Here is a 24,836-nt window from a genome sequence, read left to right on the forward strand (position 1 = left end):
GATCGTCTCGACGGGCGGCCCTCCGCGCGGCCCATTCAGGCGGGCGACTGCGTCACGGTGATGGTGACGACCCAGTGCCCGGCGGCGTTCTTGCTGGCCTCGACCTTGCCGGAGGCGGCCCACCGCTGCACGGTGCGCACCGAGACGCCGAGTGCTTTCGCGGCCTCGCGGGTGGAGACCTCGGTGCCCTCCGGCTCGGGAAGCAGCTCGTCGATCTCCGCCAGTCGGGCCAGCAGCGCCTCCCGCTCGGCGAGCAGGGCGTCGATGTTCACGTTGCTGGTCTCGCCGACGATCTCGTAGCTGGTCTCGTGCTCCAGGGCGAGGGATGCGCGGGGGATGTCGCGGACCTCGACGATGACGTCGTTGCCCGCGCTGATCTGCGGGTAACGGACCGAGCCGCCGGAGCCGGGGAGCTTGCCCTCGATGAGGACGACGTTCGCGGCGAGCTTCACGGGCATGTCCCGTCCGGGCCGGTTGGCGATGCGGCGGCCGGCGAAAGTCGCGTGGGACTCGTACTTGCTGCTCTCGTGGTCGGCGAGGCGAACCCGGACCGTCACCAGGTCGGCTCCCTCGACGGGGTTGCCGTCGGTGCCGTAGACCTCGCGGAGCAGGTCGCGGACGCGGGTCTCGTCGCGGGAGTCGAAGGCCCACGCTTTGGCGGTGGCGTTCCACTTTCCGCCGATGGTCTTGGCCTTGGCGACGAAGGTGGAGTCGTAGGGGGTGTGGGTGAGGACCTTGTCGTTCTCGGTGGTGACGGTGATGTCGCTCATGCCCACTCCCTCATCGCTTTATTTTCCGACCCCTTTAATGTATCGATGCCATGGGGTCATGTGCAAGATAAACGACCCCTCTAATTCAAGTAGTTGGAGCGCCAACACAGGCGGCGCCCCCACCCTCCCGGGCAGGAGCGCCGCACACGCCTCGCCTCACACGGAGCTGTTGAACGCCGCCACCTCCACGCGTCGGTCCTCACCAAGCACCCGAGCAAGGATCGCCTCCACTCCGGTCAGCTCACCGAGCGGCGTGTCCCTCAGGTCTGGGACGCCCGTCTCCAACGTGGTCTCCATGAGTCGCTCCCCTCTCCAAGGGACCCGAGCGGGCCCCTCTCTCTACAACCAGGTACGGCGGGGCCGGCAGTCCCGACCCAACCAAGATCGTGTAGGCGTGCCGATAATCCGAGCTATCGGCATGTACGAAAACGCTCGACTGCGCACAGGTGGACACCCGGGCGTCGGCTACTCGCACCGAGGCGTACGGAACCCGTGTCCGAAATCAACGTCTCACCCCATCGGGCTCCGATGAGATTTGATGCACCCGGCGGTCGAGCTCCCGATACAGCGTTGCCCGAGACACCCCGAATGTCCGTGCGATCTCCGCAAGGGTGTGTTTCTTCGAGGCATGCATCTCATGGGCGAGGTCAACCTGAACAGGCGTCATCGCCCGTTTCCGTCCACCAAAGCGCCCTCTCGCCCTCGCTGCGGCCAGACCGGCGTTCGTCCGCTCCCGGATGAGATCACGCTCGAATTCCGCTATCGCTCCGAAGATGTGGAAGATGAGCTTCCCGCCCGGCGTCGAGGTGTCCATCGCCTCCTGCAGCGACCGGAAGTGGATACCGCGGTCCCGCATCGCGCCCACGGTCTCGATCAGGTGCGGCAGCGACCGCCCGAGCCGGTCCAGTTTCCACACCACCACCGTGTCGCCCTCCCGGGCGTAGTCGAGCAACTTCGCCAACTGCGGGCGTTCGGCCTTCGCCCCGGAGGCGACATCGGAGAAGATCCGGTCGCAGCCCGCGGCGGTGAGCGCGTCGTGCTGCAGTGCCGGGTCCTGGTCGTCGGTGGAGACCCGGGCGTAGCCGAGTAGGTGGCCCATCATGTCCTCTCAAGATCGAATCAAGTGGGGCGGTCCCGGTACCGGGAGAGCACCAGGACCGGGCGGGTCAACGTCCACGGCCCAACAGCCGGGCGCCCGTCCTCCGCCGCCGGCCGCTGCCTTTGCAGATGCGGCAGTTGCCGAACGCGCCCGGGTAGGACGTGGATCTCACCTCGCCGCCGCGACCGCAGATCGGGCACGGCTTGAACGGGTAGACCAGGCAGGAGATCAGGTACCAGGCCGTCAGGAGCGCGAGGACGATGAGACCGGCGTCCATCAGCGGGACCTCAGGACCGCAGCGAGGACCGTGTCGCGAGAGACGCCGAGCGTTTCCCGCACAATGCCTTGTTCGTCCAGGGTGGCGGACTTGACGGCGGTGATCGCGTGGGTACGTAGGGCGGTCCTCAGCTCGTCTGCCATCCATCCGCCGTACACGTCCGGGTGCCTCTCCTCTAGGCGGTCTCGTAGCGTCCAGATGGTCAGCCATCCCTCGGCCTGGAACGCGGCGAGGACGTCGTCCAGAAGCATCGGGTGCGGGTCGTCTACGATGACGCCGGTCCGCGGCCGGATCCGGTCGAGCAGTCTCCGCATCATGGTTTCCTCCAAGGGTTAGGCCGCGAGCGCGGCGGGGGTCAGGGGGCGGCGTTCAGTCCCGGATAGGCCGCCCCATACGCCGAACTCATCGCCGAGTTCCAGGGCGTAGGTGAGGCATTCGGTGCGGACCTCGCATCTGGCGCAGATGGCTTTGGCGTCCTTGTTGGACTCGCCTTGCTCGGGGAACCACAGGTCGGGGTCGACCTCGGCGCACAGGGCCAGGCGCATCCAGTCGTCTCCGTGGATGAGGTCGGTGATGGTGGCGAGCGTGTCCGCATTCATGTCACCCTCCGTGATCGAATCTGGTTCGGTGTGTTGTCCGCGGGATGTCCGCCGAATGTCCGCGGAACTTGTCCGCCGGACATCCCCCCGCGCCCCCGCGTGCGTGCGCGCGTGTGGAGCCCCCTCCCCGCGGGGGTGTGGGGGAGGGGAGGGGTAGACGCCGAGCGGGGTCACGATCCGTCACCCCGCCGACGCCCCCCAAGGGACGCCTCCACCCCCGTAACGGCCCCTAAGAGCCCCTCAGGGGGGCAGGACAGGCGCCACACCCCCCTCCCCGCCGGGGCGATCAGCCCCTCCCCTCGCCACGCCGCAAGCCGGTCGGTGGCGTAGGTTCGGCCTCTCCCCTTGTCGGCCGCCGCGGCGACGACATCGCCCGTTCGGACGTCCGCTCCCCTGGCGTCCGTGAACACCGCAGCCATCGCCGCGAGCGCCGGATCCACGCCGGCGGACGCGCGGACGTCCGCGGCGATGTCCGCCGGCGCCGTGACGTCGATCCGTTCGGACACCATCAGCCGCCGCGGGGGAGCGGAGGCCGCGGTCCTACGGAGAGGAGTCACGCCCGCCGGCGGGGCCGCGGTCGCGAGCTCTCGTTGGGCGTCCGAGCAGTAGGCAAGGAGGTGTTCCGGCAGCCGGGACCACCGGTCCGCCCACCCGGGTAGGCCGTCGGCGGTGGACGCCTCCAGGTCGGGGGCGATGTCCGCGGTCTCCCGGGCTGTGGCGGTCAGGATCGCCTCGGTGACCTCCGGGGCGTCCAGCCGGCGCGGGTACTCCTCCCCGGCGAGCGTCAGATACGACGAGCCGGTGGGGAGCCTGGTGGTGTTGACGTCACGCCAGTCCGGGATGGTGAACTGGGCGTCTTCCTTCTTCTTTGTTCGGTAGCAGGCGTTATGGGAGTCGAAGAGGGCTCTCAGGTCGGGGCGGATCGCGTTCTCGGAGAGGTACTGGGCAGCGCCTTCGATGCCGACGGCGAGTGCCCGCCCCTGTTGGGTGACGATCAGGCCGGCCTCTACCGCCCGCTGGTTGCGGACCTTCTTTCCCCAGATCGGCGCGAACTCGTCGACAAGGATGATGATCGCCGGGTGCTCCGGGGTGGGTGGGAGCACGCCGTTGTGCTCAGGTGTTAGCAGTGCGCCCCGCCTGCGGATGATCTCGGCGGCAGCCTCCAGCAGGATCGTGGCCTCCTCCTCGGTCGTGGCCAGCCACGCCGTCCGAGGCAGGAACCCCCGCAAGGACGCCGCCTGCGCTTTCAGGTCGATGATCAGGTAAATGGTGGAGTCACACGGCGCCCCGTTGACCGCGATCATCCGCAGGTGGTTCGACTTCGCGCTGCTCGGGACTCCCTGGTAGAGGCCGCGGGTCGAACCGGCTCCCGGCACATAGACCGGCACGAACACGTCGTGGCCGTCCTGATCGACGCCCCACCACTGCGCCTGCAGGATTGAGCCGGCAGCCTTGGCCGGGTCCCATATGACCTGGTGACGTGCCACGTCCTGCTTGGCCTGATAGGCGAGGACCACTCGGTCTGCGGCGCTGTGGTCGGGGTCCTGGCGGATCTCGATGGAGTCTTTCCGCCAGCCCATCCCGGACCAGATGCGCTCACGCTCGCTGGTCAGCCGGGACTCGGTGACGCCGAGCGGCAGCCTGAGGTGGAACAGGACCCGCCCGCCGGGCTGCATGGTGATGCCGGTGACGACGACACCGGCCATGGCGAGACCGGCCAGGACGGCGGGGATCTGGGCGGCCCATGCGCGGCAGCGTGCCCGTAGTGCCCGCCACGCGCGCGGGGTGGGGTGCAGCGCCCACGCCGCCACGACCAGGGCCGTGATGGCGATCCACGCTCGCAGCGTGTGGACGTTGAGACCCCACCCGGTGGCGGTCGTCGCCCACAGCGCGTACAGGGCGGCGGCGCCGGTGATCGAGTCCTGGTGTACGGGGTCGACTCCGCGACGGTGCAGCAGACCGCGGAGGACGGCGACAGCGACCGAAGCGACCAGCAGCGTCACCCACCACGGCACGCCGGCCCGGTGTCCGGCGGCGCCGAGCGCCATGCCGACCCCAGCCAGAGCGAGCGGGGCGAGCTGGTCCCGCCGCGGCCACACCAGGCGACGCCACACCCACGCTGCCGCCCAGGTCGCCCACCGCACAGCCATGTAGGCGACCCGGGCGGCCAGGACGACCAGCCCCCACAGGATCCGCGGCACCGACTCCGGTCGCGTCTGCTGCTCGTACACGGCTACTCGCTCCGCCGGATCACGACCGCGGCAACCACGATGCGGACGAGCGTGGGGCCGGTCACGATGAGCGCAAGGATGAGAGCAATCTCAAACATGATCCACAGCTCCAGATGGGGTCTCAATTGGCGCGGAGATCGGCGCCGTTGGCCGGAACCGTGCCGGAACCGCGGCGGGAACGAGGCGGGGGTACGGCAGAGCCGTCCTTGAGGAACGTCCAACCCTTTGCAGAGAGCTCGTCCTTGACGTCCTTCACGCGGTCGTAACCCCAGCTCTCGGAGAACCCGAACTCGCCCGCGATCGCGGTCTTGGTGGGAACGACCCTGCGGTTGCGGATGACGTCCCTGACGCGGTCCCTTGCGTCGCTGTTGTCCTGCTCAGAGGGCTTCTTCGGTTCCGGGTCCGTTCCCGTCTCGTTCCCACCCGCGGGGGTCGGATCGGCAACCAGGGAGCCCGGTACGAACGGGGGGATGAAGGGCTGGAAGCGCTTCGTGATCTGCTCGACGCGTTCCCGCGCGGCCCTCCCTACGGGGTCCGCCCCATCGAGGTCGTCGTAGACCCAGGCGAGGTGCGTCAGCGCCAGGCGCAGTGCGTCTTGCTGGGTGTCGATGAGGGCCTGCTGCGTTTCCCGGATCAGGTCGCGCGCGTTTCCCGTGGCGTTCCTCGCCCGGACCTCGGCCAGCGCCGCCTCGGGGGAGCGGATACCCTCGGCGACGCCGTACTTGAACGCCTCCCACGTCTCCGCCCGCAGGCTGGGGATGACCCACCGCAGCAGCGGGAAGTGCAGTGTCCGCTCCTCCAGCAGCCCTTGAGCGCGCATGTCCTCCCATCGGCGCCACTGTGAGTAGATCTGCCACAGCACCGGCGACAAGAGGGAGGCGACGCCGAACACGCCGGCGAATTCGCCAGTCTCGGTCAGGCCCTTGTTGTGGGTGTAGTTGAACAGGCCGACGCCGGCGCCGATGCCGTACGACATGAGGCGCAGCCAGAACGCGTTGTAGCCCTTGATGAGCTTGTCGTGGGCGAAGTAGCCGACATTGACCGCCACGCTTTCCACGACGATTGCAACAGGAGCGGCGGCCCACCAACTCCAGTGCTGGCCGTACACCAGGGCGAGGACCTGACCGAGAACCGCGGTGGCATTGACGCCGACGTTGGCGGTGGCCAGGACCACGGCGAGGCTGATGCGGGAGCGCAGGAGACGGCTCTTGGCTTTACGTTTGTCGCTCTCCTGGTCAGCGAGCCGGCCACGCTCAGCGTCCAGTTCGGCGCGGACCTTGAGCATCTCCCGCTCGGCTTCGAGGTGCTCCATCTCCCGCTGGTCACGGGCGCGCTGGGCCTCGATACTGGCGCGCTCGGCGACGGCTCGGGCGCGGGCTGCGTCCGCCTGCCGTTCGGCGCGAGTCCGCCACATGCGGCGCGGGTTTGCCGGTGCGACTGGCGCAGGATGGGGCTGCTGGTGTACGTCTTGCATCGGTTCCGTGTCCTGTTCAGAGCAGGTGCGGGGCTGTAGAGGGGCCCCCGTCCGGTAGCCGCCGGGCGGGGGTTTTCTGCGTCTCGGAGGGGGTCTGGTCCTCCTCAGGCCGGCCCGCCCCAAGCGGGTAGCCAGGGATGACGGGCGGGACGACCAGAGCAGCACCCACCCTGCGGACTGCCTGGGATTTCTCCCGGGGGAGCCGTGCTGATGACTCAACCGTATGCCTTGGGCATACACCCGTCAACCTTGAACATGCGTAGACTTTGAACATGCGCCGCATGGTAATGACATGCGCCCCGTGCGTGCGTACACTGATCGCCATGACCCGCCCCACCACGCCCTGGATCCCCGTCGGCGTCGACGGCATCGCCGAACACCTCGGCGTGTCAGAGAACACCGTCGTGGCCTGGCGTCGCCGCTCGGCGAAAGAGTGGGTCAATGTCGCCAAGTTCCCCGACCCCGCCGGCGCCATCTCCGGGCGCGACTGGTGGTGGCTCTCCGACGTCCTCGACTGGGCCAAAGCCACCGGCCGGCTCAAGAGCTGATTCACTGCATCTCCTGACGACTACGGCCCCCACCCCGATCGGGGTGGGGGCCGCTCCTGCATGCCCGGGATTGCCCCTCCCGGACGAGTGGCCTCGGCTCCCCGCCCCTCCAAGCTTCGGAGGCGAGGCCACGTGGTAGCCCGCCCGCCGCGGCACCCTTCCAAGGCACGCGGCGGACGGGGGTCTATGGCTCCGCAGCCAGCAGGCGCACACACTCAGGGCAGGCGTCTGTCAGGTCGGCGGAGAACGGCGGCACCCACCCGGCGGCCACGACAGGAGAGGCCGGCTCTCCGCAGGCGGAGATAGTCCCTGGGGATCCGCTCAGAGGAAGCGCGATGACGTGGCGGATGCGGTTTGCGCCGATACCGACGCCGTGACGGCGGGGACGCCACGGAATCTCCTCTACGCACTCCACGATCAGGTCCTCTAGATGCAGGTACCAGCGCCACACCCCACCGAGGGCGCGAGGGCACTCGTCGAGTTCGACCAGGACGCCGTCACGTACCCGGCGCAGGATCACACCGGTCTGGCCGAGGAGTGCTGATCCGGCGGCCCTGCTGCGTGCGTGGCTGTGCAGGAGGTTGACGACGGTGACCCGGTCTCCCGCCCGTGCCGGTCTCCATCGGGCGGGAGTGCGGCCGGGCTTCACGGCAGCCATACCTCGCGCCAGGGCGGCTCTGTGGGGCCAGCGTGGACGAGTACAGGCTTGAGCGCCGGCCGCGGCCAGACATCGTCCCAGCCCGCCGTGATGGACCGCGCCCACTCCTTGGGGGTCGGGTCGCCCTTGCGCCAGTCACGGGGGCCGGTCATGACGCCACCGCCCGCCGTGCGCCCAGCTCAGCCCACACCATGTGTCCGGCGCGCGTGCCAGTGGAGCCGTACCAGTCGGCGCGGGCGGAGGCCAGGCGGTGTACGTCCGGGTCGAGTACTGCCCCGGTGGGGGTGTTGGGGTCGTGGACCTCGAAGCGGATGAGGCCGATGTCCACGGTTGTGATCAGGTTGATGTTGCCGTCCGGCCCGGTGCGGGTGAGCGCGTCACGGAACAGCGCTCGGACGATCTCTGCGGCGTCGTCGACCCGGCTGGGCTGGTGTTGCTCTGCGATCGTGCGTGCGTGCAGGACGGCGGCGTCCACCGAGCCGGGGAGCGGGGGGTAGTCCTGTGTCCAGGTCGCCATGCATCACCACCAGGGGAGAGCGATCCGGATATCCGGCTCGCTAGTCGTACGTCCAGCTTGTTAGCTGGATATCCGGCCTGTCAAGCTGGGGGCGTGAACGAGCCGCGTTTTCTCCAGATCGCCGCGGACATACGGCGACGAATCGTCTCCGGCGACCTGCCGGCAGGCGCTCGCTTGCCCGCGCGGCACGAGATCGCCGCCGAGTACGGCGTCGCCGAGGGAGTGGCGCGGGAAGCGATCCGCCAGCTCGCCCAGGAAGGGCACGTCATCTCCCGGACGGGCGCGGGCGTGTTCGTTCGGGAGCGGCGCACCGTGCGGCGCCTCACCCGGTCCTGGCACCGCGAACGCCGCTCGGGCTCGCCGTTCCGGACGGACATGCTGGAGCAGCAGGGCCGTCGTGGAGGCTGGGAGTACGAGTCCGCCACCGAACAGGCATCGTCTGAGGTGCGGGCACGCCTGGCCCTGGACGAGCCGCAGGAGGGCATGCCGGACGTCATGCACACCCGGTACGTGTTCACCGCCGACGATGAGCCGTGGATGCTGTCGGACTCGTATGAGCCCTTGAGCCTCACGAAGGGAACGATCGTTGCGCTCCCCGAGGATGGTCCACTCGCGGGGATGGGTGTCACCCACCGGATGGCAGAGATCGGCGTCATCGTCGACGACTGGGTCGAGGACGTCGGCGCGCGGGCCGCACTGCCGGAGGAAGCGAGACGTCTCAGGATCGCACCCGGCTCCATCGTCCTCACGATCGACCGCACCTACCTGGCAGACGGCCGGCCGGTCGAGGTGTGCGACATCGTCGTCCCCGCGGAGACGACCAAGCTGGGGTACTCCGGGCCGGTTGGGGAGGCGTGACGACGGCGCGGGTCGTGGGTACAGTGGGATGCATCTGCTGATGTAGATCCCGTCGCAAGGCGAGAAGGCCCGGCCGTTTGGCCGGGCCTTCTCGCGTCTCCGGGGGCTTTCTCCCCTAGACGCCATCCGGTGGAGGCGTAGCGTCCAGGTTGTCCGCTGACCTGGCGCGGCGTTGGCCGCGCACCCTTCCCGGGGAGGCGTACTTGTCCATGCTCGTCCATGCTCGTACATGGACGTACATGCACGTCAGGGCACGTGCATGCTCGTTTACGGTGCCGTCGTGACGACGCCGAGTAGGAAAGTATGGGTGAGGGTCGCGGATGAGCTTCGCGCCCGGATCGCTGACGGGACCTATCAACCGGCGGGCCAGTTCCCATCAGAGACGGACCTCGTCCAGGAGTTCGGCATAGCTCGCGGAACGGCGAGAAAGGTCACAGCGAAGCTGCGTGAAGAGGGACTGATCTACACAGAGCCCCAGGTTGGAAGCTTTGTTCTGGGAGCGATCAACACTGAACCCGAGAAGGATTCACAATAGCTCCCGAGGGCAACTTGCCTCCGGGAACGACGCGGGACCCCCGACATCTACCCTGTCGGGGGCCCCGCCCTTCCCCCTTCTGGGGGGCAACATCGCCGGCCTATCGCGCGGTGGGGATTGCGCTGCCGGCGATGTTGCCGTCTGGACTCCCCACGCTAGGTAGGACCTAGATGTCAGATGGTAGTTGCTTGACTGCTCCATGTCACTGCCGACACTCGAAGTATCCACTTTTCCGTCGAACCGAACATGTATATCCCTGTGTGGACGGAATTTCCGCATCCCCCTAGACACTTAAACTCACACTCGGGCATCGGGGCGTGCTCTTCCTGGACGAGGCTCCCGAGTTCCCCATGAACGTTCTCGACGCGCTCCGCCAGCCTCTGGAGTCGGGCCGGGTGACGGTGTCCAGGTCGCTGGGGTCGATCACGTTCCCGGCCAGGTTCATGCTCGTGCTGGCCGCCAACCCGTGCCCGTGCGCGCAGCCGTCCCGCCAGGACGACCCGTGCCGGTGCACCCCCATGACCCGCCGCCGCTATCTGGCCAGGCTCTCCGGTCCGCTGCTGGACCGCATCGACGTCAAGGTCTCCATCCTGCGGGCGACCCGCCGGGAGCTGCTCGCCGACCGCCGGTTCATCGAGCCGAGCCGGGTCGTGGCCGAACGGGTGTTCCTGGCTCGCGAGCGCGCGGCCAAGCGGTTCGCGGGCACGCCTTGGCGGTGCAACGCGGAGATGCCCACCGGCGTCCTGCACGGCGAATACCGCCTGCCGGGGAAGGCGATGGCCCCGCTGCTGAGATGCCTCGACAGCGGGGTGCTGAGCGCCCGGGGCCTGGACCGGGTGCTCAGGGTCGCCTGGACCCTGGCCGACCTCACGGACCGGGCGAGGCCGGGAGTCGAGGAGACCAGTGCCGCGCTCGGGCTGTGGCTGGGGGAGGAGCGATGAGCGGCGGGATCGACGCCGGGTTCGGGCGGCGGTCCGGGGAGGGACGATGAACGACCGGCTCGCACGGGTCACACTGATGCGGCTGGCAGAGCCCGACGACGCGGTGATGGGCAGGCTCGTGGCCGCGTGCGGACCCGAGGCCGCCGTCGCGCAGGTCCGCGAGGGGCGGCTGGATCCCGGGGTCGTCCGGTGGTTCGGGAGCCTCCGCCACCGGGGTGCGGCCGATCCGGGAGAGGCGGCGGAACGGCTCGGCCGGATCGTGGCCTCATGGCGGGCCCGGCTGGCGGAGGCCGATCCCGTCCGGGACCTGGCCGGGGGCGAGCGCGCCGGGGCCCGGCTGATCATCCCCGGAGACTCCGAATGGCCGACCCAGCTGGACGACCTGGGGGAGTCCCGGCCCCATGCCCTGTGGCTGCGCGGCGAGGCGGACCTGCGTTTCTCCTGCGTCCGCTCGGTCGCGATCGTCGGTTCCCGGGCCGCCACACCGTACGGCACGTACGTCGCGGCCGAGTTCGGCGCCGGGCTGAGCGAGCGGGGATACGGGGTGATCTCGGGAGGCGCGTACGGCGTCGACGGTGCGGCGCACCGCGGCGCCCTCGCAGGTGGCGCGCCCACCGTCGCGGTGCTCGCCTGCGGCGCCGACGTCACCTACCCCAGCGCGCACCACGACCTGTTCGCGGCCGTGCGCGGGCAGGGCCTGCTGGTGAGCGAATGCCCGATGGGCATGCGGCCGACCCGGCCCCGCTTCCTGGTCCGCAACCGGCTCATCGCCGCGCTGGCGCGGGGCACGGTGGTCGTCGAGGCGGCGGTGCGCAGCGGGGCGCTGAACACGGCCGGTCACGCCGCAGAGCTCAACCGCAGGCTGGCGGCCGTGCCCGGGCCGGTGACCTCCGACACCTCGGCAGGATGCCACCGGTTGATCCGGCAGGGCATGGCGACCTGCGTCACCACTCCCGCGGAGATGGCCGAGCTCGTCGGTGTGATCGGAGACGACCTCGCCCCCGATCCCCGGGGTCCGGTGCTCCCCCGTGACCTGCTCGCCCCGGAGACCCGCCGGGTGCTGGAGGCCGTGCCGGCACGGACCGGGACGGGTCCGGCGACGATCGCGGTGGCGGCGGGCGTCGATCTCGAGACCGTGCTCTCCTGCCTCGGCGGCCTGGCCGCGGCCGGATACGTCGAGCGCGTCCCCCGAGGCTGGCGCCTGCGCCCCGGGGGCGTGCCGGACCGGCCCTGATCGGACCGGCCCCGGCCGGACCGGCTGGGGCCGGACTGCTGTGGCGCTGAGACGGCGGCGGCTGGACGGGCGGCCGCCGTGTCAGGAGGGCCCGGCGGGCCAGACCGGCAGAAGGCGGACCTTGCCGAGGCCGAGCAGGAGCAGCGGATCGAGGTAGTCGCGCTCCCGGAGCAGGCCCCAGTGGAGGCAGCCGGCCGGGCAGTGCCCGGAAGCGTCCTCGACCACGCCGATCACCTCGCCGGCGGAGACGTCCTGACCGGCCCGGACCGACGTACGGACCGGCAGGTAGGTCGTGCGCAGGCCGCCGGGGTGGATCACGGTGACGACTCCGCGTCCGGCGAGCGGTCCCGCGTAGCCGATTCTGCCGGGGCCCGCCGCGTGGACCCGCGCCCCGGGGGAGGCGGCGAGATCGACGCCTCGGTGTCCGGCCAGCCAGGGCTGTGGCGGAGGGGTGAAACCCCGCAGGACCCGGGAGCGGCCGGTGAGGGGCCACCTCCATCGGGACAGGGGTGCCGCCGTCCTCGCGGAGGCGGTGAGGAGGTCTTCCCGGTGGGCCGCTGGGGCCGGCGCTCTCCCTGAGGGAGGCGGGGCCGTGGCGGCCGGCGCCGGAGTGGCGGCCGCCAGGACGGGAACGGCGGCCGGGAGGGAGGACAGGAGGGCAAGCATGACGAAGGGTCGAGGAGTCACATTCGCAAGGATGAGATCGACTGCATGTGCGTGAGGAACCGATCGGGATTCTGTGGATGGTCGGACGGCGCTGTGGACGGGCTGCTGCCGCACCGGGTGAGGGCGCTGTCGTCGCGGACGAGCCTCCTGCCGCGGCGGGAGAGCTCATCGTCGTACCAGGCAGACCCGCCGCCGTACAGGCGGAACTCGGTGCCGAGACGGGGCAGCGGCCGCTTGCGTTCTGCCCGGGCGGCGGCTCGTGCGCGCCATTCGGAGACGGGACTGAGCGGGGAGCGCCAGAGCATCGGGATCGTCAGCAGCACTCCCGCCGCGCAGACCCACAGGACCGGCCGCAGGCCCAGCAGTTCGCCGAGCAGGCCGCCGGTGAGCCCGCCGAGGGCGACGATGCCCTGGAGGGCGAAGGTCGTCGTGGCGTTGACCCGGCCATGCAGGTGGGCGGGGGCCTCACGGAGGACGACGGCGCCGAAGCAGACGGCGAAGGCGACGATGGCCATGCCGGTGATCAGGGCGCTGGCCGACATGAGGGCGAACTTCGTCCAGACCGGTCCGGAGGCCAGGGCGGCGGTCACGAAGTCGAGAGGGAAGAGCAGCGCCGCGTAGACCAGCATGCGGTTCTCGCCGATCCGTTTGGCCAGGCGCGCGGTGACAGCGGCACCGAGCAGGCCGCCCACGCCGAAGAAGGCGGTGAGCGCGCCGATCATGCCGGCGGGAAGGCCGAGGACGGTGATCGCGTAGACGACGAAGAGGGCCGTGTACGCGCTGCCGAAGAAGTTGATCGTGACTCCTGCGCCGCAGAGCGCGCGGAGCACCGGATGCCGGGTCACCGTGGCCAGTCCCTCACGGATCTCGGTCCACATGCCCCGGGGCTCGGTCGGGGTGCGGGTCTCCGGAGCCCTGATGCTCCGGATCAGGAAGGCCGAGGCCAGGAAGGACACCGCGTCGACCAGCATCGCGAACGGCGCGGTGATGAGGTGGACGAGGGCTCCGGCGAGACCGGGCCCGCCGACGACGGCCACCGAGTAGGCCGACTGGAACCCCGCCAGGGCCTGGGTTCGCTGGTTCTCGTGCACCACCGAGACCAGGTGCGGGAAGTTGAACGCCCGGAAGACCACCGAGCAGGTCCCGACGAGGAAGGTGACCGTGATCAGCCATGTCACGGTCAGCAGACCGGTGAGCCAGGCGAGCGGGATCGTGAGCACGGCGGCGGCGGAGACGGCCTCGCAGGCGACCATGGTGGGCCGGTGCCGTCGCGTCCGGTCGGCCAGCGCCCCCGCCTGGAGGCCGATGAGCAGATAGGGAATCGAGGCGGCGGCGGTGAGCACTCCCATCTGGGCGGGCGAGGCGTCGAGCAGGGTGGCCGCGGTCAGCGGTACGGCCAGCCGGGAGACTTCGGTGCCGGTCTCGGAGACGGCTCGGGCGGAGAGCAGCAGCCGGTAGTCGCGCTGCTTGCGCAAGGGGGTGGGCTGGAGCATCGGATCTCACGGGTCTTTCTGAAGGGTTCGCTTCATATTTATGAAGGTAACTCTTCAGAGTTGTGAAGGCAATGCTTCATATTTGGATGGTGGGTACGGTTGGCGCATGACCAAGGAGAAGCAGCCGCTCAGCGACCCCAGGGCGATGCGGGCGCTGGCCCACCCCGCGCGGCTCGCCATCCTGAACAAACTCCAGACGGACGGCGCCGCCACCGCGACGGAGGTCGCCGAGGTCGTCGGGGTCACTCCGAGTGCGGCCAGCTACCACCTGCGCATGCTGGCCAAGTACGGGTTCGTCGAGGACGCGCCGCCGCGAGGGGACGGCAGGGAGCGCCTGTGGCGGGGGGTCCGGACGAGCTGGACCGTCAGCCCCGAGATCGACGACCAGCCGGAGGTGCGGGAGGCCAAGAACGCGCTGATCCAGGTGGTCCGCGACGAGGCCGCGGCCGCGGCCACCCGGGCGCTGCGCAACTTCGACCGGGAGTCGCCGGAGTGGCAGGAGGCGAGCACGTTCGCCCGCTCCGCGCTGTTCCTCGACGCGGCCGAGATGAAGGAGCTCATGGCGCGGATCGACGAGCTCCTCGGCCCCTACCTGCTCAGTGCCAGGAGCCGGAGCGAGGCCCCGTCGGGCGCGCGGGTCGCCGAGGCCCACATCACGCTGTTCCCCCGCGTCGAACGTCGGCCGCACGGGCTCCCCGCCGACGGCTGACCCCGCTCCCGGGCGTGGCTCGCCCCGAAAGGTCGGGGGGCGGCGCCGCTACGGGTACAATTTCCGATGGCCTGTCACTGGCGGGCCGACTTCGCATGCCCCATCAGGGGCCGTTCCCCCGGTCCGGACGAGAGTTCGGCGGGAGCGGTCCGGGGGCATCAGGGCGACAGCCGAGGGCTGTCGCGTCAACCGGAACCGCGCCCAGCGATGGGCGCCCCGATCTGGAGGACAATCACATGTCCACCCCCGTCGTCACCATGCGGCAGCTGCTCGAGAGCGGCGTGCACTTCGGTCACCAGACCCGTCGCTGGAACCCGAAGATGAAGCGCTTCATCTTCACCGAGCGCAACGGCATCTACATCATCGACCTGCAGAAGTCGCTGTCCTACATCGACCGTGCCTACGACTTCGTCAAGGAGACCGTCGCGCACGGTGGCACGATCATGTTCATCGGCACGAAGAAGCAGGCCCAGGAGGCCATCGCCGAGCAGGCCGCCCGCGTCGGCATGCCGTACGTCAACCAGCGCTGGCTGGGTGGCATGCTCACCAACTTCTCCACCGTGCACAAGCGGCTTCAGCGCCTGAAGGAGCTCGAGGAGCTCGACTTCGACAACGTCGCCGCGTCGGGGCTCACCAAGAAGGAGCTCCTCATGCGCCGCCGTGAGAAGGAGAAGCTGGAGCGCACCCTTGGCGGTATCCGCGACATGTCCCGCGTGCCCAGCGCGGTGTGGGTCGTCGACACCAAGAAGGAGCACATCGGGATCAGCGAGGCCCGCAAGCTCAACATCCCGGTCGTCGCGATCCTCGACACCAACTGCGACCCGGACGAGGTCGACTACCCGATCCCGGGTAACGACGACGCCATCCGCGCCGTCGGCCTGCTGACCCGCGTCGTCGCCGACGCCGTCGCCGCCGGCCTCATGGCCCGTGCCGGCGCCGGCCGTGGCGGCGACGACAAGCCGGCCGTCGCCGGTGGCGTCGAGCCGCTGGCCGAGTGGGAGCAGGAGCTCCTCGAGGGCGCTGCCGCCCCGGCCGCCGAGGCTGAGGCCGCCCCCGCCGAGGCTGAGGCCGCTCCGGCCGACGAGGCCGAGGCTGAGGCCGCCCCGGTCGCGGAGAACGACGCCGAGGCTGAGGCCGCTCCGGCCGACGAGGCCGAGCAGGCCTAGTCCTTCCGTACGGCGCGCAGCCGTACGACTCGAAAGGCTCTTTCCGGGTGGGCGCGCCCGTTGCGGGGCGCCCACCCGATCCACCCAGACACCGATCTCATGCCGACTTCTGAGATCAGTGATGATTCCCACGAGGAAAAGACAATGGCTTCCGTGAACATGGCCGACGTCAAGCGGCTTCGTGAGCTGACCGCGGCCGGCATGATGGACTGCAAGAAGGCGCTGGAGGAGTCCGAAGGCGACTTCGACCGCGCCGTCGAGCTCCTGCGCCTCAAGGGCGCCAAGGACGTCGGCAAGCGCGAGGCGCGCACCGCGTCCAACGGCCTGGTCGCCCTGAAGCAGGACGGCGACTCCACCGCCGCACTGCTGGAGCTCAACTGCGAGACCGACTTCGTCGCCAAGGGCGAGCGCTTCCAGGAGGTCGCGGCCCAGGTCGTCGCACACGTCCTGGCCACCAAGCCGGCGGACGTGCCGACCCTGCTCGAGTCGCAGATCGACGGTCAGAAGACCGTCAAGGAGCTGCTCGACGAGACCAACGCCGCGCTCGGCGAGAAGATCGAGGTCCGGCGCTTCGCGGTTCTCGAGGGCGGTTTCGTCGGCGCCTACATGCACAAGAGCGACCCGCAGCTCCCGCCGACGGTCGGCGTTCTCGTGCAGCTCGACACCGCCAACGCCGAGGTCGCCAAGGACATCGCGCAGCATGCCGCCGCGATGGCTCCCAAGTACCTCAACGCCGAGCAGGTTCCGGCGGACGTCATCGACAAGGAGCGCGCGCTCTTCGAGGAGATGACCCGCGAGGAGGGCAAGCCCGAGGCCGCCATCGCCAAGATCGTCGAGGGTCGCGTCAACGGTTGGTACAAGGACTTCACCCTGCTCCAGCAGGCCTTCGTGAAGGACAACAAGAAGACGATCGAGAAGTACGCCGCCGAGAACGGTGTCACGGTCGAGGCCTTCGTCCGTTTCAAGGTCGGCCAGGCTTAGGCTTAACCCAGCTTCTCTCAGCAGAACACCCTACGAGGAGGCCGCCGTCGTGCAGGAGAATCCAGGACCCGCTACGTCGGCGGTTTCGTCGTATTCGGGCATGCTTCGCTGGAAGCGCGTCATGTTGAAGCTGTCCGGCGAGGCTTTCGCCGGCAGCGAGCCGATGGGCATCGATCCCGTGGTGGTCGGCCACCTGGCCGACTCGATCGCCGAAGCCGTCCGTGAGGGCGTGCAGGTCTCGGTCGTGGTCGGCGGAGGCAACATGTTCCGCGGCGCCGCCCTCTCCGAGGGCGGCATGGACCGGGCTCGCGCGGACTACATGGGCATGCTCAGCACCGTCATCAACTGCTTGGCGCTCCAGGACTTCCTGGAGAAGCGGGGCATCGACACCCGGGTGCAGACCGCCATCACCATGCAGCAGGTGGCCGAGCCCTTCCTGCCCCGCCGCGCCATCCGCCACCTGGAGAAGGGGCGCGTGGTCATCTTCGGCGCCGGGCTCGGTTCACCGTTCTTCTCCACCGACACCTGCGCCGCCCAGCGCGCGCTGGAGATCGGCGCGGAGGCGCTTCTCAAGGGCACCCAGGTGGACGGCGTCTACGACGCCGACCCCAGGAAGAATTCCGACGCCGTCAGGTTCGACCATCTCGAATATGGTGAGGTGCTGACCCGCGGCCTCGGCGTCATGGACGCCACGGCCATCAGCTTGTGCATGGACAACGGACTGCCGATCGTGGTCTTCGACCTCATGGGCGAGGGCAACATCCTGCGGGCCGTGCGTGGTGAGAAAATCGGCACGCTGGTGAGCCCGGCAGGAAAATAGGACACGAGCCCGACGGAGCGAGCGGAGCGGTACGCGACGGAGGAGCGGCCCGTGATGTGAGTGAGGAGGGTGAGTGCCCGGCATACAGGTGCGAGCCCGACGGAGCGAGCGGAGCGGTACGCGACGGAGGAGCGGCCCGTGATGTGAGTGAGGAGGGTGAGTGCCCGGCATACAGGTGCGAGCCCGACGGAGCGAGCGGAGCGGTACGCGACACGTGTTCACCGGAGGCCCGCCTCCGGCACGACAGCGGGCCGTGAAGCGCGCGAGGAACGGTGAGTGACGTAGAAGACAGGGAGCCGCTGTGATCGACGAAACCCTCCTCGAAGCCGAGGACAAGATGGACAAGGCCGTCGCGGTGGCGAAGGACGACTTCGCCGGCATCCGCACGGGCCGCGTCACCCCGTCGATGTTCAACAAGATCACCGCTGAGTACTACGGGACCCCCACCCCCATTCAGCAGCTGGCCTCGTTCCACGTCCCCGAGGCTCGCATGGTCATCATCCAGCCCTTCGACAAGGGGTCCATGGGCGCGATCGAGCGCGCCATCCGGGACTCCGACCTAGGTGTCAACCCGGGCAACGACGGCAACGTCATCCGGGTGGCCTTCCCCGAGCTGTCGGAGGAGCGCCGCAAGGAGTACATCAAGGTCGCCCGCACCAAGGCCGAGCAGTCCAAGGTCTCGGTGCGCAACATCCGCCGCCACGCCAAGGAGGCCCTCGACAAGATGGTCAAGGACGGCGAGGCCGGCGAGGACGAGGTGCGTCGTGCGGAGAAGGAGCTCGACGACCTCACGCACAAGCACGTCGCCAAGATCGACGAGTTGCTCAAGCACAAGGAAGCCGAGCTGCTCGAAGTCTGAGCCATGATCCTTGTCCTGCGCGGGCTTTGACGCGCGGGACAAGGATTTTGCGTATGAGAGTAGGACCTGTGGAACCAGCGGCGGGCGGTAACCGTACCGGCCGGAACCTTCCCGCCGCGATCGCGGTGGGCGTCGGCCTGGGAGCGGCCGTCATCGGCTCCCTCTACTCCCCGTTCAAGTGGCTTTTCCTGATCGTGGTGGTCGCCGCGGTGGGCGTCGGGGTGACGGAGCTCGTCCGGTCGTTCGCGGCCAGGGACGCCCGGGTCCCCATGGTCCCGGTGCTCGCCGGCCTGGTGGCCATGGTCGGCGGCGCCTACTGGGGCGGGCCCGGATGGCTGCTCGGGATCTTCGCGACGACCGTGGTGGCCCTGATGATCTGGCGGATGTTCCTGGGGACCGAGGGTTACGTCCGCGACGTCGGCGCGACGATCCTGGTCACGGTCTACCCGTCGATGCTCGCCGGGTTCGTGGCGCTCCTGCTCAAGCATCCGGCCGAGGGGCCGGACCAGGTGGTGGTCTTCATCGCCACCACTGTCGCGAGCGACATCGGCGGGTATTTCGCGGGGATCTCCTTCGGCAGGCACAAGATGTCCCCGGTGATCAGCCCGAAGAAGACCTGGGAGGGTTTCGCCGGCTCGGCGCTGGCCTGCATGGCCGTGGGCGGCTGGCTGACGGTGTGGCTGCTGGAGGCGGAGCTCTGGAAGGGCGTGCTGATCGGTGCGGTCGTGGTGGTCTTCGCCACGCTCGGCGACCTGGTCGAATCGGTGATCAAACGGGATCTCGGGGTCAAGGACATGGGCAGCGTGCTGCCCGGCCACGGCGGGATGATGGACCGTCTCGACTCCCTCGTCGCCGCTCTGGTCCCGGTCTGGGCGCTGCTGACCCTGCTCACCTGACCCTGCTCACACGCTTCCGGTCCCGTACGAATGGTCCGGCGGGTGGCCCTACGCCGTCGCCCGGGTGAGCCGGCCTGTGGAGAGGCGGGGGAGCAGCGTCTCGTACCCGTCGGCGGCCACCAGCTCCAGTTCGTCCTCGGTGACCGGCACCAGCCAGAGCCACTGCACGGCGTCCCCGCCGAAGGTGAAGCCCGACAGGTCCGGCAGGCCGGGCATCCCGGTCAGCATGATGACGCCGCTGTAGCCGGAGCCGAGCGGGAACGTCTCCGGCCGGTGATACCACCGGGCGGTGTGGCCGTGGCCGAGCCAGGTGACCGAGTGCCACGGGTACTGCCCCAGCCAGACCAGCAGCCGGGCCGCCTCGCGCGGGTCACGGGGGGTGGCGACGGCGAGCTCGACCCGGGCGTAGGCGTCCGGCCGGTCGATGTACTGCTCCACGGTGGGCATGCGCTGGCAGCTCATCCCGACCGTGGACAGGATGGTGTGCCCGCGGCCCCGCTCCGGAGGCCGCTCGGTGATGCCCACGGTGGGCAGTCGTCCCCCGCCGGCGTCCCAGAAGCGGCCCGCGGCGCCGACGGCCCGGTCCAGGTGACCCATCACGAACTGCTGGAACGAGGCCCAGGCGCCGTCGCCGCCCCGCCACTGCCAGTAGGCGCGGGCCGCCTCCAGGCGGGGCACCAGCCCTTCGCGGGCCTCCTCCAGAGACCAGGCGAACGGCGTCTCGCCGATCGCGTCACGGGAGTAGCCCGGCATGGCCCGCCTCATGTCGGCCCAGCCAGGAATGACGGCGAGCAGCTCGTCGTTCTCGTAGAGGGCGACGCCGTCGCCCTCCTCGAACCAGAGGGGCCGCAGCGTTCCCAGCGGCGGCCGTCCGGAGGGGTGCCGGGTGTTCGCCCGGGGCGCCACCGGGGGGAGTTCGGAGTTCAGCCGGTTCAGGTCGATGGCAGGCGGAGCCGGCACGTGGTTGGCCAGCCATACCGCTCCGTGCACCGTCCCCGTGGGCGCGCACAGGTAAGCTACCGAGGAGATCTCGTCGCGCTCGACCACCAGGGTCCGGCTCCCGTAGGGATTGACGTCGGTGAGCACGACCTCGACGCCGTCTCCCCGCGCCCCTGCGGAGCGGAATGTCGCCATACATCCGGACTCTAGATCAGGGCCGAGCACCGCTTCGAGTATTCGCGCAATCGTCGAGAGAAGGCTTCGCACGTGTCGACCGCCAGCCCGACCGGGACTCCCGCCCCCGGCCAGCTCACCTTCGTGGCGCCCCGCCGGGCCAAGCCCGCGCGCCACCTGGCCGACCTGACCATGGCCGAGCGCCGGACGGCGGTCGCCGAGCTCGGTGAGAAGCCGTTCCGCGCCGACCAGCTCTCCCGGCACTACTTCGACAAGCTCAACGGCGACGTGGCCGCGATGACGGACCTGCCCGCCACGGCGCGAGAGAAGCTCGGCACCGCGCTGTTCCCCACGCTTCTCACCCCGGTCAGGGAGCTGACCACCGACGGCGGCACCACCCGCAAGACGTTGTGGCGGCTGTTCGACGGCGCGCTGGTCGAGTCGGTGCTCATGCGTTACACCGACCGCACCACCATGTGCGTCTCCTCCCAGGCGGGCTGCGGCATGAACTGCCCGTTCTGCGCCACCGGCCAGGCGGGCCTGACCCGAAACATGTCGACGGCCGAGATCGTCGAGCAGGTCGTCTCGGGCGCCCGCGCCCTGGCGGCCGGCGAGGTCCCCGGCGGTCCCGGCCGGGTCAGCAACGTGGTCTTCATGGGCATGGGCGAGCCGCTGGCCAACTACAAGGCCGTGATCGGCGCCGTCCGCCGGCTGGTCGAGCCCTCGCCCTCGGGTCTGGGCATCTCCGCCCGCGGCGTCACGGTCTCCACCGTCGGCCTGGTCCCCGCCATCGGCAAGCTGGCCGCCGAAGGACTGCCGGTGACGCTCGCGCTCTCCCTGCACGCCCCCGACGACGAGCTCCGCGACACCTTGGTGCCGATCAACACCCGGTGGAAGGTCGCCGAGGTCCTCGACGCGGCCTGGGACTACGCCGCGAAGACCAAGCGCCGCGTCTCCATCGAGTACGCCCTGATCAAGGACATCAACGACCAGGAGTGGCGTGCCGACCTGCTCGGCAAGCTCATCAGGAACAAGCTCGTGCACGTCAACCTGATCCCGCTCAACCCCACCCCGGGCTCCAAGTGGACCGCGTCCCGCCCCGAGGACGAGCGGGCCTTCGTCCGCCGCCTGGAGCACCACGGCGTCCCGGTCACGGTCCGCGACACCCGCGGCCGTGAGATCGACGGCGCCTGCGGTCAACTCGCCGCCGCTGAATAGCGGCTCCGCGGAGTCTCCCGAACAGGACGCCGCGGGACGCCGGTTACCAGAGGGATCCAAGTCCCCCACAAGTGCGCTGATGGATCCTCAGAGGGTGAACATCGCAAGAATCTCCCTCACGGCGCTCACAGTGGGCGTCCTGGCGGGATGCACCTATACCGTCGAGACCGACCTGACGGCCGGCGCCGAGGCGACCGAGGCGACCGAGGCGACCAAGGCGCCCGGCTCCTTCGCCGAGCCGTTCCCCGAGAGGCTGTTCACGATGGATCGCGTTTCCGTCGTGCCCGCCGCGGGGGACGATGTGATCCCGGACGGAACGCATCACAAGGCCACCGGCAAGCAGCTCACCGTGACCTACCGGAGCGGTGAGGGGGTCACCGCAGGCCAGCAGGTCACCGCCACCGGATCGCAGGCCCAGGTGAGCGACCTCAAGGGCGCCCTGGACTGGCTGACGGAGAAGGCCGGGAAGCCGGCCGGGGCGAGGACGGACTGGGTCCCGGTGAATCCCGGTTTGTCCCCCGCCGCGGCCGCCTGCCAGAACCTCGCCGAGGGCGAGGGCACCCGCTGCTACTGGGTCGATGCCGACACGGTGGGCTACCTGCACATGTCGAAGGAGGCCGCCCCGTACATCCCCTTCGCCGACACCAGGCTCGAGCTGGAAGGCCTGGAGAAGAAGAAGTAGGTCGTCACGGGCTGAGGCGGTGCAGGTCGCGCGGGAACAACGTGGCCTGCCGGACGTTGGCCGCGCCGGTCAGCCGGGCGGTCCAGCGCTCCAGCCCGATGGCGAAGCCGCCGTGCGGGGGCATGCCGTGGGCGAAGGCCGCCAGATAGCCCGCGTACGCCCCCGGGTCCTCGCCGCGCGAGGCCAGCGCCGCCAGATAGTCGGCGTGCCGGTGCAGCCGCTGCCCGCCGGTGACCAGCTCCAGCCCCCGGAAGAGCAGGTCGAAGCTCCTGGAGAACTCGGGCCTCTCGGGGTCGGGGTGGGTGTAGAACGGGCGCTTGACCATCGGATAACCGGTGACGAACAGGAACTCCGATCCGTGCTCGCGCCGCGCCCACTCGCCCAGCCAGCGCTCGTGCGCCGGCGCGAGGTCGGGCTCTCCCCGAGGGTCCTCGCCGGTGTGCCGGGCGATCAGCTCCTGCGCGTCGGTGAAGTGGATCGCCGGGATCTCCTGCGGCACCTCGGGCAGCGGGACTCCCAGGAGGGCGAGCGCGGCCCCGGCCCGCTCGGACACCGCCGCGTGCATGCCCGCCAGAGCCTGCCTCAGCGCGGCCATCACGTCCCGGTGGTCGCGGACGAACCCCAGCTCGGCGTCCAGGCTGGTGTACTGCGCCAGATGCCGGGCGGTGTCGTGCGGTTCGGCCCGGAAGACCGGACCCACCTCGTAGACCCGCTCGAAGACGCCGACCAGCGCCTGCTTGTAGAACTGCGGCGACTGGGCGAGGAAGGCCGGGCGGCCGAAGTAGTCGATGCCGAACACGTTCGCCCCGGACTCGGTGGCGGTCCCGACGATCTTCGGGGTCTGGGTCTCGACGAACCCCAGCCCGTCCAGCGCGGCGCGGAACCCGGCGACTCCGGCCGCCGCGATCTCGAACGGCGCACGCAGCCGGGGATGGCGCAGCGCGGCCGGGGCGTGGTCGAGAACCGTCGGCAGCGCGGCCGGGACCGCGGGGCGGTACAGGTCGAACGGCGGCGGTTGCACCGCCTCCGACAGCACCTCGATCACCGGCCCGGTCAGCTCGGCGCCGCCGGGGGCCTGCGGGTTCGCGACCACGGTGCCGGTGAGCTGCAGGACGGTCTCCTCCGGGTACGGCACCGGCTCGCGGAGCACGACCTGGGCGAGTCCGGAGCGGTCGCGGACGACCAGGAAGGAGACGGACTTCAAGTCGCGGCGGCGGTGCAGCCAGCCGGAGAGCCGGACGGTACGGCCGACGTGCGCGGGCAGGTCGGCGGCGAGGACTCGACGGATCATCACATTCCCTCACGGAGCATGAGCTGACCCCTTGGGAGTGCGGGCGAGAAGGGCAACTCGCGGTGCCACCGCACTTTCGCCGCCGCCGCGGCCCCGGCGGGTCCGCGGGCGCCCGCGCCGTGGCGGGGTGTCCGCGGTGCCGGACGGGGGAGGCGGCGGCCTCGTTCTGGCCCGGTGACGGGGGCCGGCCGGCGGGGCATCGGGTCCCGGATCGCACTCGGGCGGCGGAGCCGTTCCTCCCCGCGCTCGGGAGGGTCTTCGTCCGATAGGCGCGGGACCGCCTTCGCAGCTTCCGGCGGCTCTCTCCGGCCCGCGTGGTCTTCCGGACTACTTGTCTCCGTCAACGCGTTGGCCGCAGCCTAGGGCGCGTCCCGGCGAGGCCACAAGCGCTTTTCGCCGGGCGGCCACGGACGGGGACGCAAGGGGCCTCACCGCCGTCCATCGTGTCACGCCGCCCCCGGCGCCCGCGTCAAGCGGTCCCGGCGGCGGAAGCCCTGCGCGGGAGCCCTACGGCCGGGTACGGCGCAGCCGTACGTAGACGGCCGCGCCGGCCGCGGACCAGAAGAGGGTCGCGGCCGTGATCGGGAGCAGGATCCCGTCGAGCGTTCCGGCGTTGGCGGCGCGCATCCACGGCATGACCGGCACGGTGAACCCGCCGGCCGGGGTGAGGCTGACCAGCAGCAGCGCGAGATAGCCGCCGAAGAGGGCCAGCATCGAGGCCGCGGGGGAGGGCAGGATCGGCCTGCTGGTCAGCGCCCCCAGTGCGGTCCCGGCGCTCAGGCCGAGCAGATGGAGGCCCGCGCCCCGGGCCAGGTCACCCGCGGACGGGGCGGCGGCGAAGCCCTGGAGAAGGGGCAGGGTGACCGCGACGGCCGCCAGCCCGAGGTTGACGGCCAGCGCGGCCAGCAATCCCGCGCCGACCTCCCGGCGCGAGCCTCCGGCCGACGTCGCCGAGACCAGCCGCTGCGCCGGGGGCTCGGTGTCGAGCAGGCCCCGGGCGGCCCAGGCGAAGACGACGATCAGCAATCCCGCGGAGTCGGCGTAGGAGGCCAGTTCCTTGCCCGGGGGGACCGTCGAGGAGTAGAAGATCACCATCATGACGAACAGGCCGATCGCGGGCTGCAGCAGCCGGTGGGACCGGGCGTAGGCGGCCAGCTTGAACCGGACGAGGGCGATCATCGACGTCCCCCTGCCGCCGGAC

Annotated in this window: 28 protein-coding genes and 1 pseudogene; 14 read left to right on the forward strand and 15 right to left on the reverse strand. The window is 70.2% G+C overall.

Translation table 11 applies throughout. The annotated features are described in order from the left end of the window. Positions 1-35: 35 nt before the first annotated feature. The 8 genes from HS041_RS12430 to HS041_RS12465 form a co-directional block, all read right to left on the reverse strand. Positions 36-770: a helix-turn-helix domain-containing protein gene (locus tag HS041_RS12430; RefSeq protein ID WP_196440622.1), complete on the reverse strand. Its 735-nt coding sequence runs from the start codon at positions 768-770 to the stop codon at positions 36-38. Between the two features lie 156 nt (positions 771-926). After that, positions 927-1,067 (reverse strand): FxSxx-COOH cyclophane-containing RiPP peptide, encoded by a 141-nt coding sequence (fxsA, locus tag HS041_RS12435; protein WP_196440623.1) that lies wholly within the window; start codon positions 1,065-1,067, stop codon positions 927-929. A 205-nt stretch (positions 1,068-1,272) separates the two neighbouring features. After that, the gene (locus HS041_RS12440) at positions 1,273-1,872 is read right to left on the reverse strand and encodes a recombinase family protein (protein ID WP_304609516.1); all 600 of its coding nucleotides are present in this window, start codon (positions 1,870-1,872) and stop codon (positions 1,273-1,275) included. 64 nt (positions 1,873-1,936) lie between these two features. After that, positions 1,937-2,146 (reverse strand): hypothetical protein, encoded by a 210-nt coding sequence (locus HS041_RS12445; RefSeq protein WP_196440624.1) that lies wholly within the window; start codon positions 2,144-2,146, stop codon positions 1,937-1,939. Then, positions 2,146-2,463 carry a hypothetical protein gene (locus HS041_RS12450; RefSeq protein ID WP_196440625.1) on the reverse strand — a complete coding sequence of 106 codons (318 nt, stop codon included), beginning with the start codon at positions 2,461-2,463 and terminating at the stop codon, positions 2,146-2,148. The genes HS041_RS12445 and HS041_RS12450 overlap by 1 nt, the downstream gene beginning before the upstream one ends. Before the next feature lie 15 nt (positions 2,464-2,478). Then, complete coding sequence (locus tag HS041_RS12455; RefSeq protein WP_374058836.1) at positions 2,479-2,745, reverse strand: WhiB family transcriptional regulator; 267 nt, start codon at positions 2,743-2,745, stop codon at positions 2,479-2,481. Positions 2,746-2,915: 170 nt separating this feature from the next. Then, positions 2,916-4,976, reverse strand: coding sequence for a hypothetical protein (locus tag HS041_RS12460; protein ID WP_196440626.1), 2,061 nt, complete (start codon positions 4,974-4,976; stop codon positions 2,916-2,918). A 121-nt stretch (positions 4,977-5,097) separates the two neighbouring features. Next, positions 5,098-6,390, reverse strand: a complete 1,293-nt coding sequence (locus tag HS041_RS12465) for a hypothetical protein (protein ID WP_196440627.1) — start codon at positions 6,388-6,390, stop codon at positions 5,098-5,100. A gap of 383 nt (positions 6,391-6,773) precedes the next feature. Between HS041_RS12465 and HS041_RS12470 the strand changes: the two genes are divergently transcribed. Continuing rightward, positions 6,774-6,998, forward strand: coding sequence for a hypothetical protein (locus HS041_RS12470; protein ID WP_196440628.1), 225 nt, complete (start codon positions 6,774-6,776; stop codon positions 6,996-6,998). A 645-nt stretch (positions 6,999-7,643) separates the two neighbouring features. On the opposite strand, the gene HS041_RS12475 is transcribed toward HS041_RS12470, so the two are convergent. Beyond that, positions 7,644-7,808 (reverse strand): hypothetical protein, encoded by a 165-nt coding sequence (locus tag HS041_RS12475; protein ID WP_196440629.1) that lies wholly within the window; start codon positions 7,806-7,808, stop codon positions 7,644-7,646. Then, positions 7,805-8,173: a hypothetical protein gene (locus tag HS041_RS12480; RefSeq protein ID WP_196440630.1), complete on the reverse strand. Its 369-nt coding sequence runs from the start codon at positions 8,171-8,173 to the stop codon at positions 7,805-7,807. Before HS041_RS12480 ends, HS041_RS12475 begins: the two co-directional genes overlap by 4 nt. 93 nt (positions 8,174-8,266) lie before the next feature. Here HS041_RS12480 and HS041_RS12485 point away from each other — a divergent pair, with 93 nt between their 5' ends. The 5 genes and pseudogenes from HS041_RS12485 (at position 8,267) to dprA (ending at position 11,741) form a co-directional block, all read left to right on the forward strand. Then, positions 8,267-9,031, forward strand: coding sequence for a GntR family transcriptional regulator (locus HS041_RS12485; protein WP_196440631.1), 765 nt, complete (start codon positions 8,267-8,269; stop codon positions 9,029-9,031). A gap of 280 nt (positions 9,032-9,311) precedes the next feature. Next, entirely contained in the window at positions 9,312-9,566 is a 255-nt protein-coding gene (locus tag HS041_RS12490) for a GntR family transcriptional regulator (protein WP_307845254.1), read from the forward strand. 308 nt (positions 9,567-9,874) lie between these two features. Next, positions 9,875-10,162: pseudogene (locus HS041_RS39250) on the forward strand (ATP-binding protein); the annotation flags it as partial. A 66-nt stretch (positions 10,163-10,228) separates the two neighbouring features. Next, positions 10,229-10,507, forward strand: coding sequence for a magnesium chelatase subunit ChlI family protein (locus tag HS041_RS39255; protein WP_374058841.1), 279 nt, complete (start codon positions 10,229-10,231; stop codon positions 10,505-10,507). Positions 10,508-10,553: 46 nt separating this feature from the next. Next, positions 10,554-11,741: a DNA-processing protein DprA gene (dprA, locus tag HS041_RS12500; RefSeq protein ID WP_196440633.1), complete on the forward strand. Its 1,188-nt coding sequence runs from the start codon at positions 10,554-10,556 to the stop codon at positions 11,739-11,741. Between the two features lie 81 nt (positions 11,742-11,822). Here dprA and HS041_RS12505 read toward each other — a convergent pair whose 3' ends face one another. Both HS041_RS12505 and HS041_RS12510 read right to left on the reverse strand, forming a co-directional pair. After that, a complete protein-coding gene (locus tag HS041_RS12505) occupies positions 11,823-12,428 on the reverse strand; it encodes a murein hydrolase activator EnvC family protein (RefSeq protein ID WP_307845255.1) in 606 nt (201 codons plus the stop codon). Continuing rightward, positions 12,425-13,900: an MFS transporter gene (locus HS041_RS12510; RefSeq protein WP_196440634.1), complete on the reverse strand. Its 1,476-nt coding sequence runs from the start codon at positions 13,898-13,900 to the stop codon at positions 12,425-12,427. Before HS041_RS12510 ends, HS041_RS12505 begins: the two co-directional genes overlap by 4 nt. A 106-nt stretch (positions 13,901-14,006) precedes the next feature. On the opposite strand from HS041_RS12510, the gene HS041_RS12515 reads away from it, so the two are divergent. From HS041_RS12515 to HS041_RS12540, 6 genes are all read left to right on the forward strand, one after another. Further along, positions 14,007-14,609: an ArsR/SmtB family transcription factor gene (locus tag HS041_RS12515; RefSeq protein WP_230878533.1), complete on the forward strand. Its 603-nt coding sequence runs from the start codon at positions 14,007-14,009 to the stop codon at positions 14,607-14,609. Between the two features lie 236 nt (positions 14,610-14,845). Next, positions 14,846-15,775 carry a 30S ribosomal protein S2 gene (rpsB, locus tag HS041_RS12520; protein WP_196440636.1) on the forward strand — a complete coding sequence of 310 codons (930 nt, stop codon included), beginning with the start codon at positions 14,846-14,848 and terminating at the stop codon, positions 15,773-15,775. Between the two features lie 144 nt (positions 15,776-15,919). Then, the gene (gene tsf / locus HS041_RS12525) at positions 15,920-16,756 is read left to right on the forward strand and encodes a translation elongation factor Ts (RefSeq protein ID WP_196440637.1); all 837 of its coding nucleotides are present in this window, start codon (positions 15,920-15,922) and stop codon (positions 16,754-16,756) included. 100 nt (positions 16,757-16,856) lie between these two features. Continuing rightward, positions 16,857-17,576, forward strand: coding sequence for a UMP kinase (gene pyrH / locus HS041_RS12530; protein WP_196440638.1), 720 nt, complete (start codon positions 16,857-16,859; stop codon positions 17,574-17,576). Positions 17,577-17,877: 301 nt separating this feature from the next. Continuing rightward, on the forward strand, positions 17,878-18,435 hold the full coding sequence (gene frr, locus HS041_RS12535) for a ribosome recycling factor (RefSeq protein ID WP_196440639.1): 558 nt from the start codon (positions 17,878-17,880) through the stop codon (positions 18,433-18,435). Positions 18,436-18,488: 53 nt separating this feature from the next. Continuing rightward, positions 18,489-19,331 carry a phosphatidate cytidylyltransferase gene (locus tag HS041_RS12540; protein ID WP_196440640.1) on the forward strand — a complete coding sequence of 281 codons (843 nt, stop codon included), beginning with the start codon at positions 18,489-18,491 and terminating at the stop codon, positions 19,329-19,331. A gap of 48 nt (positions 19,332-19,379) precedes the next feature. On the opposite strand, the gene HS041_RS12545 is transcribed toward HS041_RS12540, so the two are convergent. Continuing rightward, positions 19,380-20,465, reverse strand: a complete 1,086-nt coding sequence (locus tag HS041_RS12545) for a suppressor of fused domain protein (RefSeq protein WP_196440641.1) — start codon at positions 20,463-20,465, stop codon at positions 19,380-19,382. A gap of 72 nt (positions 20,466-20,537) precedes the next feature. On the opposite strand from HS041_RS12545, the gene rlmN reads away from it, so the two are divergent. Next, a complete protein-coding gene (gene rlmN, locus HS041_RS12550) occupies positions 20,538-21,662 on the forward strand; it encodes a dual-specificity RNA methyltransferase RlmN (RefSeq protein ID WP_196440642.1) in 1,125 nt (374 codons plus the stop codon). A 94-nt stretch (positions 21,663-21,756) separates the two neighbouring features. Next, positions 21,757-22,344 (forward strand): hypothetical protein, encoded by a 588-nt coding sequence (locus tag HS041_RS12555; RefSeq protein WP_196440643.1) that lies wholly within the window; start codon positions 21,757-21,759, stop codon positions 22,342-22,344. Between the two features lie 4 nt (positions 22,345-22,348). On the opposite strand, the gene aspS is transcribed toward HS041_RS12555, so the two are convergent. Both aspS and HS041_RS12565 read right to left on the reverse strand, forming a co-directional pair. Next, on the reverse strand, positions 22,349-23,635 hold the full coding sequence (aspS, locus tag HS041_RS12560; protein WP_196440644.1) for an aspartate--tRNA(Asn) ligase: 1,287 nt from the start codon (positions 23,633-23,635) through the stop codon (positions 22,349-22,351). 507 nt (positions 23,636-24,142) lie between these two features. Further along, positions 24,143-24,814: a hypothetical protein gene (locus HS041_RS12565; RefSeq protein WP_196440645.1), complete on the reverse strand. Its 672-nt coding sequence runs from the start codon at positions 24,812-24,814 to the stop codon at positions 24,143-24,145. Positions 24,815-24,836: the final 22 nt, after the last annotated feature.

It is taken from the genome of Planomonospora sp. ID67723, assembly GCF_015711605.1.
In the GTDB taxonomy this organism is placed as follows: Bacteria; Actinomycetota; Actinomycetes; order Streptosporangiales; family Streptosporangiaceae; genus Planomonospora_A.

What these genes read in the sequence shown, in the direction of transcription:
- fxsA (WP_196440623.1), bottom strand. Translation starts at nt 1,067, where the DNA reads ATGGAGACCACGTTGGAGACGGGCGTCCCAGACCTGAGGGACACGCCG.
- HS041_RS12515 (WP_230878533.1), top strand. Translation starts at nt 14,007, where the DNA reads ATGACCAAGGAGAAGCAGCCGCTCAGCGACCCCAGGGCGATGCGGGCG.
- HS041_RS12540 (WP_196440640.1), top strand. Translation starts at nt 18,489, where the DNA reads ATGAGAGTAGGACCTGTGGAACCAGCGGCGGGCGGTAACCGTACCGGC.
- HS041_RS12465 (WP_196440627.1), bottom strand. Translation starts at nt 6,390, where the DNA reads ATGTGGCGGACTCGCGCCGAACGGCAGGCGGACGCAGCCCGCGCCCGA.
- rpsB (WP_196440636.1), top strand. Translation starts at nt 14,846, where the DNA reads ATGTCCACCCCCGTCGTCACCATGCGGCAGCTGCTCGAGAGCGGCGTG.
- HS041_RS12450 (WP_196440625.1), bottom strand. Translation starts at nt 2,463, where the DNA reads ATGATGCGGAGACTGCTCGACCGGATCCGGCCGCGGACCGGCGTCATC.
- HS041_RS12565 (WP_196440645.1), bottom strand. Translation starts at nt 24,814, where the DNA reads ATGATCGCCCTCGTCCGGTTCAAGCTGGCCGCCTACGCCCGGTCCCAC.
- HS041_RS12510 (WP_196440634.1), bottom strand. Translation starts at nt 13,900, where the DNA reads ATGCTCCAGCCCACCCCCTTGCGCAAGCAGCGCGACTACCGGCTGCTG.
- HS041_RS12440 (WP_304609516.1), bottom strand. Translation starts at nt 1,872, where the DNA reads ATGATGGGCCACCTACTCGGCTACGCCCGGGTCTCCACCGACGACCAG.
- HS041_RS12545 (WP_196440641.1), bottom strand. Translation starts at nt 20,465, where the DNA reads ATGGCGACATTCCGCTCCGCAGGGGCGCGGGGAGACGGCGTCGAGGTC.
- HS041_RS12445 (WP_196440624.1), bottom strand. Translation starts at nt 2,146, where the DNA reads ATGGACGCCGGTCTCATCGTCCTCGCGCTCCTGACGGCCTGGTACCTG.
- aspS (WP_196440644.1), bottom strand. Translation starts at nt 23,635, where the DNA reads ATGATCCGTCGAGTCCTCGCCGCCGACCTGCCCGCGCACGTCGGCCGT.
- HS041_RS12470 (WP_196440628.1), top strand. Translation starts at nt 6,774, where the DNA reads ATGACCCGCCCCACCACGCCCTGGATCCCCGTCGGCGTCGACGGCATC.
- tsf (WP_196440637.1), top strand. Translation starts at nt 15,920, where the DNA reads ATGGCTTCCGTGAACATGGCCGACGTCAAGCGGCTTCGTGAGCTGACC.
- dprA (WP_196440633.1), top strand. Translation starts at nt 10,554, where the DNA reads ATGAACGACCGGCTCGCACGGGTCACACTGATGCGGCTGGCAGAGCCC.
- HS041_RS12480 (WP_196440630.1), bottom strand. Translation starts at nt 8,173, where the DNA reads ATGGCGACCTGGACACAGGACTACCCCCCGCTCCCCGGCTCGGTGGAC.
- HS041_RS12455 (WP_374058836.1), bottom strand. Translation starts at nt 2,745, where the DNA reads ATGAATGCGGACACGCTCGCCACCATCACCGACCTCATCCACGGAGAC.
- pyrH (WP_196440638.1), top strand. Translation starts at nt 16,857, where the DNA reads ATGCTTCGCTGGAAGCGCGTCATGTTGAAGCTGTCCGGCGAGGCTTTC.
- HS041_RS12430 (WP_196440622.1), bottom strand. Translation starts at nt 770, where the DNA reads ATGAGCGACATCACCGTCACCACCGAGAACGACAAGGTCCTCACCCAC.
- HS041_RS12475 (WP_196440629.1), bottom strand. Translation starts at nt 7,808, where the DNA reads ATGACCGGCCCCCGTGACTGGCGCAAGGGCGACCCGACCCCCAAGGAG.